The 9,850-nt window shown below is 35.1% G+C and carries 8 protein-coding genes; 1 reads left to right on the top strand and 7 read right to left on the bottom strand.

The window, feature by feature from the left end:
- Positions 1-1,468: MSCRAMM family protein (locus BBG48_RS10045; protein WP_116170975.1), on the top strand; the 1,468-nt coding region annotated here is incomplete at its 5' end.
- 213 nt (positions 1,469-1,681) lie between these two features.
- On the opposite strand, the gene BBG48_RS10040 is transcribed toward BBG48_RS10045, so the two are convergent.
- From BBG48_RS10040 to rpoC, 7 genes are all read right to left on the bottom strand, one after another.
- The gene (locus BBG48_RS10040; RefSeq protein WP_068911860.1) at positions 1,682-3,070 is read right to left on the bottom strand and encodes a SpoIID/LytB domain-containing protein; all 1,389 of its coding nucleotides are present in this window, start codon (positions 3,068-3,070) and stop codon (positions 1,682-1,684) included.
- Positions 3,071-3,078: 8 nt separating this feature from the next.
- Positions 3,079-4,089, bottom strand: a complete 1,011-nt coding sequence (gene ruvB, locus BBG48_RS10035; RefSeq protein WP_068911862.1) for a Holliday junction branch migration DNA helicase RuvB — start codon at positions 4,087-4,089, stop codon at positions 3,079-3,081.
- 58 nt (positions 4,090-4,147) lie between these two features.
- Positions 4,148-4,753: a Holliday junction branch migration protein RuvA gene (ruvA, locus tag BBG48_RS10030; protein ID WP_068911863.1), complete on the bottom strand. Its 606-nt coding sequence runs from the start codon at positions 4,751-4,753 to the stop codon at positions 4,148-4,150.
- A gap of 14 nt (positions 4,754-4,767) precedes the next feature.
- Positions 4,768-5,259 carry a crossover junction endodeoxyribonuclease RuvC gene (gene ruvC / locus BBG48_RS10025; protein ID WP_068911865.1) on the bottom strand — a complete coding sequence of 164 codons (492 nt, stop codon included), beginning with the start codon at positions 5,257-5,259 and terminating at the stop codon, positions 4,768-4,770.
- The gene (locus BBG48_RS10020; protein ID WP_068911867.1) at positions 5,256-6,353 is read right to left on the bottom strand and encodes a pyridoxal phosphate-dependent aminotransferase; all 1,098 of its coding nucleotides are present in this window, start codon (positions 6,351-6,353) and stop codon (positions 5,256-5,258) included. Before BBG48_RS10020 ends, ruvC begins: the two co-directional genes overlap by 4 nt.
- Positions 6,340-6,915, bottom strand: a complete 576-nt coding sequence (locus BBG48_RS10015; protein ID WP_068911869.1) for a tRNA (mnm(5)s(2)U34)-methyltransferase — start codon at positions 6,913-6,915, stop codon at positions 6,340-6,342. The genes BBG48_RS10020 and BBG48_RS10015 overlap by 14 nt, the downstream gene beginning before the upstream one ends.
- 65 nt (positions 6,916-6,980) lie before the next feature.
- On the bottom strand, positions 6,981-9,850 hold a 2,870-nt coding region (rpoC, locus tag BBG48_RS10010), incomplete at its 5' end, for a DNA-directed RNA polymerase subunit beta' (RefSeq protein ID WP_116170974.1).

Here is a 9,850-nt window from a genome sequence, read left to right as displayed (position 1 = left end):
TGATGTATTAAAACACGATAAAGTAGATGACAAGGCTCAAACTATCGTTGTTGAAAAACCTACTCCAGATACTCCTGGAAAAGGTACTTTCTCATTCACAAAAGTTGATGCTTCCACTTCTGAACCAGTACAAGGTGCTATCATTGAATTCTATACAGACAAAGATGAGCTAATCATCAGCGGTCGTACAGATAATAATGGTAAAATAGTTCCTACTACTGTGACTGTTGGACAAGACAAGGTTAATGACGATGGCACATTTACTCTAGAAGCCGGTTCATACTACTTCTTAGAAAAAGATGCACCATCGATGTATAAGATTAATCCTGACAAGCATCCTTTTGTAATCGAAAATGGTAAAGTTACTAAAGATGAACTTGCTAACGTGCGTGAAGATGGTTATGTAAAAATCGTAAAAATAGGCAGTGATACTGGAAACAGAATTTCCGGTGCTGTGTTTGATGTTTATGCAAAAGACGGAAAATTAAATGGTGAAAGAGTAGTAAAAGCTGCTGTTGTTCCAGTTGATGGACTAGAAATCAAACTTCCTATTGGTTCTTACAGAGCTGTCGAAATTGTTGCACCGGCTGGTTATTCATTATCTGCTATTGCTTCAGAAAATGAACATTCATTTGATATTACTACTAGCGAAATGCTAACTCCTAAAGAACTTGTAGTATACAACCAAAAATCAGACATACCTGTTACTTCATCTCCAATGTTGTATTTAACAAAGGTTGATTCATCTAACGGTCGTGCTCTTGAAGGTGCAGTTTTACAAATCTTTAGGGCTGGAAATTCAGAACCTATAATTACTGGTACAACGGATTCAAATGGTAGAATAAATAAGGATACAGCAGAAGGCTCAAGTAGATTCGACATTCAATCTGATGGTAGAATTGCTCTTAGCCTTGGAGATTATGAAATAGTTGAAAAAGCTGCTCCAAATGGATATATATTAGCTACTACATCTGTCCATTTAAGTGTGACAACTGCAAATATGCTATATGAAGTAAGCTTTGAAAATACTCCTGATGGCACTACTCCTCCTGATAATCCACCAACTCCACCAGTACCTGAAACTCCACCTGTAGTACCAAATAAACCAACTCCGAAAAATCCTCCATCAACACCACCTAGTGAACCAAATAGACCTCCGAACACTCCTCCAGATATACCAACAATACCATCTGAGTATGTGCCTTCGGAAAAAGTTCCAAAAAATCCACCACCGGTGACAGTGATTGAGGACGAAATCCCTCGTAGTACACCTGAAAAAACTGATGATTTAATTATTATCCCTGATGATGTACCAAAAGGAACTCCTGAGGACATTCCAGAAATATACGATATTCCTGACGATGTGCCAAAAGGACTTCCTAAGACGGGAACAATGGATACAACAATGCTTGGTTTACTTCTATTGGCTTGTGGCGTAGCATTTGCTAAAAAGAAGAATAACAAATAGCATTTTGTTATCTAAGCTCCATTTTACTTGATTTTATTATTTTGACATTTGTCGTAGCATTTGTTGAATATAAAAAAATAGTAAATGGTTATACTGTTTTAAAATCACCTTTAATGGCGTAAAAAAACTGTAGGCTATCTTTATGATTGCCTACAGTTTTTATTTTATGAAAAAATAGACCCACAAATTAATTGCGTGTCTATTTTTTATGCTTTACTCTGCTATTTCTAATTTTATTCCCGGATAATAAAATTCTAATATCTGATTATACTTATATCCTTTTTTTGCCATTTCTTGTGTGCCATATTGGCTCATACCCACTCCATGACCATAGCCACTGCCCATAAATATAAATGACTCTCCTGCGACTTGGTCTGCACTTGGTTTATTTTTTGATATGCTATCTAAATATTTACCTAAGGCAACAAATTCTTGGGGATAGGTCGTAGCACTTTGAGTTCCATTTATTTTAAAAAACAGGCTTTTCAATTTACCGTTTCCTAAAATTCCTCTTATCGCATCTTTTGTAAATGTTGCACTTCTCTTACTTCCACTAAATGTAATTTTTAGTACATATCCACCATCTAAAGAGGTTTCGTCTATTGTTATAGAGTTAAGCATACCAATGTCTTTCCCCTTATCCTTTAATGCTTTTTCTATATCTTGTCTAGACATTATAAAGCTCCAATTGCTATAGTCATTATTTAATGAATATGGGTCTACCTGTGATACAAGATAGGGAATTTCTGTTCCCCAAGCGTCCTTGGCTGAAAGTGTCTGCCCGCCTGAGCTGGAATTATAAATCATTTGTGCAACTGAGCCGCCATATGTGCCAATAATCCCTCTTGTATCATCAACAGCTTTGTTTGTATTTTTATTTTCATTGCTATAACCTTTGTATACCTGCGAACGTGTGTCGTCTGTCAAGTTAAATCCATTTGCTATATACTTGTTATAATTTGAATAGGCATAACTTCTTGCAGCTACAGCCTGAGCTTTTAGAGCCTCTATGTTCCAGCTAGGATATACCTCTGATGGTAGCACTCCATATAAATATTCCTCTAGGTCAACATGGTTAATGATTGTTAACTTAGAATTTTGATTTAAAAGCTTTAATGCACCTCTATATTTTCTGCCAAATATTTCAAATGTAGAAAAATCGCTTGATGAAAGAAATAGATTACTGTTTGCATCCAATGTCAAAAATAAACTCTGCTGATTGTCGTATATGCCTACAACATTTGCATATTCATTTTTGTATTTATTTTCTAAAGATGCTTTGTAATAAGTATTTATATCCTTTGCAAATACAAAATCTCCACCACTTGGCTGAACGTCTGAAAAGCTTGTAAAAGGTGTTTCGTCTACATATATTTTGACAACCGGTTTTGCTGTAAAGCTTCCATTTGCTGTTAAATATTTACTGGATTGGCTATCATTTATTGCAAGTCCGGTTGTTTTAAAATTCGCTGAGCTTACAGCAGTTGCTCCAAATTTTAAGCCAATATCAATATTTTGGATTTTTTCTGCATTGGAAATTTCCGGCATTATCATAAATGAAAATAAAAAAACAACTAATACTGATTTTAATAATTTTTTCATAAATAGTCCTACTTTTCTATTTTAGGTATTTTTAAATGCTCATACACTTTATCTGTCACCATTCTTCCCCTTGGAGTTCTCACTAAAAGACCGTTTTGTATCAAAAATGGCTCGCAGACATCTTCAATGGTTTCTTTATCCTCTCCAACAGATGCCGCAATCGTATCTAGTCCGACCGGTCCTCCTGAAAAGTTTAGTGCTATAGATTTTAATATTTTTGTATCTAGCAAATCTAACCCCAAGTTGTCAACACTTAACATCAACAGTGCCTCGTCAGCTATTTTGACATCTATTACTCCATCTCCTACTACTTGGGCATAATCTCTGACCCTTTTTAGCAGTCTATTGGCAATACGCGGTGTTCCTCTTGACCTTTTTGCTATCTCCATTGCCGCATCTTTTTTTATAGGAATGTTTAAAATATTTGCAGAGCGAAGTATTATTTTTAATAAATCCTCACTGCTATATAATTCTAGGTTTAAAAGCACCCCAAATCTATCTCTTAATGGAGATGTAAGCATTCCTGACCTAGTCGTAGCTCCGACTAGGGTAAACTTTGGTACTTCCAGTCTAAATGACTTTGCAGATGGTCCTTTTCCTATAATAATATCTATTAGATAATCTTCCATAGCCGGATACAAGACCTCTTCCACTGTCCTATTCATTCTGTGAATTTCATCTATAAATAATACATCCCCCTCTTGCAAATTAGTCAGTAGTGATGCTAAATCTCCTGCTCTTTCAATAGCCGGTCCGGATGTAATTTTGATGTTTGTATTCATTTCATTTGCTATTATATGAGATAAAGTAGTTTTACCAAGTCCGGGAGGTCCATATAATAGCACATGATCCAAAACTTCTCCTCTAACCTTTGCAGCCTTGATAAATATATCAAGCTGATTGACTACTTTTTTTTGACCTACATATTCATTTAACAGCTTAGGTCTTAAATCATTTTCTTGCTCGTCTTCCTTTTTGTAGGAAGAATTTATAATTCTATCACTGATATCTTCTATCAAGTCAACACCTCGCCTTTGAGTCTTTACAAACTTAAAAAGCATTAATTAAAAAAATATATTATCGCAAATAAGCAAATGACTTTTTAATAATTTCCTCCGTAGTCGATACTTCACCATGCTCTAAAACCTTATCTATAGCATACTGTGCCTCTTTTAGAGTAAATCCAAGACTAATTAGTGCCTCTACTGCATCTTCGTCTTGAGACTGATGTTTTGTAGCTACCGGTTTTACAATATCTGATGCAACGTTATTGTCTACAGCTATATTTTTAACTTTATCTTTTAGCTGTAAAATAAGCATTTCTGATGTTTTTTTAGCAACTCCTGAAACCTTACTAAGTGCATTTACATCTCCAGTAGTAATAAAATATGCAATCTTGCTTGGTGTATATAGTGAAAGTACATTTAAAGCTGTCTTTAGCCCAACTTTAGAGACAGACATCAACAGCTCAAACATATCTCTTTCACTTATATCATAAAATCCTACTAAGAGCATATCGTCCTCTCTTACTATTAGCTTTGTATACACTGTGTAGTCTTCATCAAGATTTAAATTTTTGGACGTATTTTGAGACACTAGTAATTTATACCCCATACCACTGTTTTCTACGATTACATATTCTAATGTCTTTTGTAATACCTTGCCTTTTATAAAATCAATCATTTAGTCTCCTAAAATTATGCCTTAAAAATTTCTTTCTTCTCTCCAACGTTACAATGACAAATAGCTATGGCAAGTCCGTCTGCAACATCATCAGGCTTTGGAACTTTTGGCAGATTTAGCATAATTTTTACCATTTCCTGTATTTGAGATTTTACTGCTCTACCATATCCTACTACCCCTTGCTTTACCTGCAAAGGTGTATATTCATACAGAGGAATATTGTTGTTCATGCAAGCTACTACTATTACCCCTCTTGCCTGTGCCACATCTAAGGCGGTTTTTACATTTTTGTTAAAAAATAGCTCCTCTATAGCCACACAATCAATTTTATATGATGTGATTATACTTGTCAAATCATCATAAATCGTCTTTAATCTAGTAGATAGACTTGCGTGAGCCGGCGTAGTAATAGCACCATAAGAAATAGTCCTAAAAGTATTGCCGTCATAATCTATCAGCCCATAGCCTACAATCGCAATCCCCGGGTCAATGCCTAATACTATCATGCTATGCTCCCAAAAAACTCTGTTAGGTATTTTATTATTTTTTTATTATTTTTTTCATCCAAAAAGCATAGTCTGAAATACTTTTCACCAAGATTTATAAAATTACTGCAATCCCTGATGATAATATCTTTATCTAGGAAAAATTCATACAAGTCTTTGGCAGTTACCTTATCATTTTCTATTTTTATCAATGTAAAGTTTCCCTTTGTGTCAAAGGGTTTGATACCCTTAATATTTCTTAGACTTTCTATAAGATATTTCCTTTGCTCTTTAAATTTTTCATAGACGAACTTATGAAAAGTTTTATCCAAAAACATTTCTCTACCAATAATTTCTGCGTAAATATTTACTCCCCAAAGAGCAGAAAACTCTTGTGCCATCTTTTGTTTTACTTCCTCGTTTGAAGATATTGCATAGCCAAGTCTGATACCCGGAGTCGCAAAAAATTTGCTTGTACTTCTTATTACATAAACATTTGGATTTTTATCTGCAACCGCGCATGAGCTATACACTGCTTTATCTGTAAACTCTACATAGGTTTCATCGACTATTAAACTTGCACCTGTAGATTTTTGCAAACCATCTATTTGCTGCCTTGTAATAGTTGAACCGGTAGGATTGTTTGGATTGCACAAAAATATTGTGTCAATTTTATTTTTTACAGCTAAATCCCTTAGCTCGTCTAGGTCTACTTTAAATTCAGTTTCTTCTTTTAATTCGTAGTTAAATACTTCGCAGTCAACCTTTTCAAGCTCTTTTTTATATTCTGAATAAGATGGGTCGAATATAATACATTTCTTTGGTGAGAGGAGCTTTATAAAACTATTTATAAAAAACGTAGCTCCTGCACCTATCATTATATTATCTTTATTTGCACCGCAATAGCTTGAAATGGCAGCTCTTAAATCAGTATAAGTCGGGTCAGGATAAATACTGGCTTTATCCAAATTATTTTTAAGCGTCTCTAATGCTTTTTGGCTCATTCCATATGGACTTATGTTAGAGCTAAAATCTACAAATTCGCTTATATCCTTATTTTTCAGTTTTGACAAATCAAATAAGTTCGCTCCATGCTCAACTTTATTTTGTTTCATTTTTTTCCTCTAATTTTTGGATAATAACCAGTTTAGGAGCGTTTTGGTCTTGATTGACCGGATTTATGTGTATAGCCTTAAATGTAGATGGGTTAAGTATTCTTACAAATTCGCTCAAATTATTATATTCTCTTGCGTTATCATGCCCTACATAAAACATTATTGTTATTAATCCGCCCGGTTTTAGCATATTGACAGCCTTGTCAAGTGCTCTTAGTGTTGTATATGATTGCGTTTTAATTACATGGTCGGATTTTGGCAAATAGCCAAGATTAAATGTGATTAACTCAGGTTTTTCAGTCACATAATTATCTATATATTCATGTGAGTCATTTATAAACACAACATTTTTGTGGTATTCCGGTTTAATTGCACTTTTTGCAGAGTCTATGGCTTGCTGTTGTATATCAAAGGCATAGATTTTAACTTCGCTGCCAAACATTTCAAGCATATTAATTGTATCTTTACCATTTCCAAGTGTTGCATCTATAGCCACTTTTACATCGGATAGATAAGTTTTTATTATTAAATTTTGTATGTCTATCAAGTTGTTAAGTCTCATATTTCCTCCTATGAAAAGGACTAATCCATAACAAAGTAGGGATTAGTCCGAAAATTTAGTTGATTTTAAAAATCTGTAAAATCTGCATCGGAAGTTTCTTCTTCATATTCTACCGAGCTATGAACATCTTGATTGATATTATTAGGGTCATAATTTTCATTCATTATTTCATCTGTACTGTCAAACCCTGTTTCCTGTTTATGCTTTTTTCTCCTCAAAACTGAGCCGGCAGGTATAAGCTTACCTATTATAACATTTTCTTTAAGTCCTCTTAGGTAATCCTTGCTACCTCTAATCGCTGCATCTGTAAGAACTTTTGTAGTTTCTTGGAATGATGCTGCTGATAAGAATGAATCAGTAGACAATGCCGCTTTAGTAATACCTTGGAGCATACGAGTATACTGAGCCTCTTTTTTACCTTGAGCTCTAAGTTCTTTGTTGATATCTTCAAGATGTCTAAAGTCAACTACTCCACCCGGAAGTAATTCTGAGTCTCCAGGCTCTTCTATACGAGCCTTTTGCATCATCTGTCTAACTATAACTTCTATATGCTTGTCGTTTATGTCAACCCCTTGTAGTCTATAAACTCTTTGTACTTCCTTAACTATATAGTCTTGAACTCCGGCTATTCCTTTAACTTTCAGTATGTCATGTGGAGTGATAGAACCCTGAGTAAGTGGGTCTCCTGCCTCAATATAATCTCCTTCTTTGACTTTCAGTATTGAGCCATAAGGAATTACATATCTTTCTTCAACACCTTCGTTTGAAGTGACAACGACCTCTTTTTTCTTGCCATTTTCTTCAAATTTAACATTACCTGCTATCTCTGTGATTACTGCTAATCCCTTAGGTTTTCTAGCCTCAAAAAGTTCTTCAACCCTTGGAAGACCTTGGGTAATATCTCCACCTGCGATACCGCCTGAGTGGAAGGTTCTCATTGTAAGCTGTGTTCCCGGTTCACCTATAGATTGAGCCGCAATTATACCGACAGCTTCTCCTATTGGTACTTCTTTACCGGTAGCAAGATTTCTACCATAGCATTTTGCACAAATACCAGTTTTACATTGACAATCCATGAGAGTTCTTATCCATACTTCTTCAATGCCAAGGTCTACAATTTCTTGTGCCTTTGCATCTGTTATAAGTTCTCCTTTTGGAACTACTATAGAGCCGTCCTTAGGATTTATTACTTCCTTAGATGTGTATCTACCGGCTATTCTATCGAATAATTTTTCAATTAATTCTGTACCATCTTTTAACGCAGAAACTTTAATACCTTCTTCAGTACCGCAATCTTCTTCTGTAATGATTACTTCCTGAGATACGTCAACAAGACGACGAGTTAAATAACCTGAACTTGCTGTACGAAGTGCTGTATCGGCAAGACCTTTTCTAGCTCCATGAGAAGACGTAAAGTATTCCAATACTGATAAGCCTTCTCTGAAATTTGATTTAACTGGAATTTCAACCGTTTTACCGGATGCATTGGACATAAGTCCTCTCATGCCGGCAAGCTGTTTGATTTGGTCCTTAGAACCACGGGCACCTGATTTTGCCATGATATTGATGTTATTTAATGGTCCAAGGTGAGTCATTAGAGCATCAGTAACTTTTTCAGTTGTTTTAGCCCAAGACTCTATTACATTTTCGTAACGTTCTTCATCGGAAATAAGACCTCTTCTAAAGTCTTTTTCATAGGCTTCTACTTTTTTCTCTGTTTCTGCTATATATTTATACTTTTCTTCCGGTATTTCCATATCGGCAATTGATACGGAGATAGCTGATTTAGTAGAATATTTGTAACCCATGTTCTTGATATTGTCAAGTAATATGGATGTTACTTCATTACCATGAGCTCTAAAGCATTTATCTATAACAACCCCTATTTGTTTTTTATCTAATAGGAAGTCTACTTCTAATGAATATTTATCATTTGTTCTATCTACGAAACCAAGGTCCTGAGGAATATTAGAATTAAATATAAATCTGCCAACCGTACTTTCGACTAATTTTCCATGGTCTTGTGGAGTCTTTTTGACTCTTACTTTTACTCTAGCGTGTAGGTCAACCTCCTTATTTTCATAAGCAAGTATCATTTCATCAAAGTCTTTAAAAATTAGTCCTGTTCCCTTAGCATTTTCCAATTCCATAGTAAGATAATAAGAACCAAGTATCATGTCCTGAGTAGGAACTGTAATTGGTGAGCCATCCTTTGGAGCAAGTATGTTATTTGTAGAAAGCATAAGATTTCTACATTCATATTGTGCCTCTAATGAAAGAGGTACATGGACAGCCATTTGGTCACCGTCAAAGTCTGCATTATAAGCTGTGCAAACAAGCGGATGTAATCTTATAGCCTTACCATCAACCAAAACCGGATTGAATGCCTGTATGCCAAGTCTGTGAAGTGTAGGGGCACGGTTTAGCATTACCGGATGTCCTTGAATTACATCTTCTAAGATTGGCCATACTTCAGGGTCTGACTTTTCAACCTTTTTCTTAGCTGCTTTTACGTTATGTGCAAAGCCTCTTTCAACTAATTCGTGCATTACAAATGGTTTGAATAATTCTAGTGCCATTTTCTTAGGTAAACCGCACTGGTCGAATTTTAGGTCAGGTCCGACAACTATTACAGAACGTCCTGAGTAGTCAACCCTTTTACCAAGTAGGTTTTGACGGAAACGACCTTGTTTACCTTTTAACATATCTGTTAAGGATTTAAGTGGTCTATTTCCAGGTCCAGTTACAGGTTTTCCTCTTCTGCCATTATCTATAAGTGAGTCAACTGCCTCTTGTAGCATTCTTTTTTCATTTCTAACTATTATGTCAGGTGCTTTTAGGTCTAATAATTTTTTAAGTCTGTTATTTCTATTTATTACCCTTCTATATAGGTCATTTAAGTCAGAAGTAGCAAACCTACCTCCATCCAATTGAA

Source organism: Criibacterium bergeronii, assembly GCF_001693775.2.
Lineage (GTDB): Bacteria > Bacillota > Clostridia > Peptostreptococcales > Filifactoraceae > Peptoanaerobacter > Peptoanaerobacter bergeronii.
Note: the sequence above shows the minus strand (reverse complement) of the source record. Positions and strands in the feature narration are given on the sequence as shown.

Excerpts from the sequence above, each read along its gene's own strand:
- BBG48_RS10040 (WP_068911860.1), bottom strand. The coding sequence starts at position 3,070 with ATGAAAAAATTATTAAAATCAGTATTAGTTGTTTTTTTATTTTCATTT.
- ruvA (WP_068911863.1), bottom strand. The coding sequence starts at position 4,753 with ATGATTGATTTTATAAAAGGCAAGGTATTACAAAAGACATTAGAATAT.
- ruvC (WP_068911865.1), bottom strand. The coding sequence starts at position 5,259 with ATGATAGTATTAGGCATTGACCCGGGGATTGCGATTGTAGGCTATGGG.
- BBG48_RS10020 (WP_068911867.1), bottom strand. The coding sequence starts at position 6,353 with ATGAAACAAAATAAAGTTGAGCATGGAGCGAACTTATTTGATTTGTCA.
- BBG48_RS10015 (WP_068911869.1), bottom strand. The coding sequence starts at position 6,915 with ATGAGACTTAACAACTTGATAGACATACAAAATTTAATAATAAAAACT.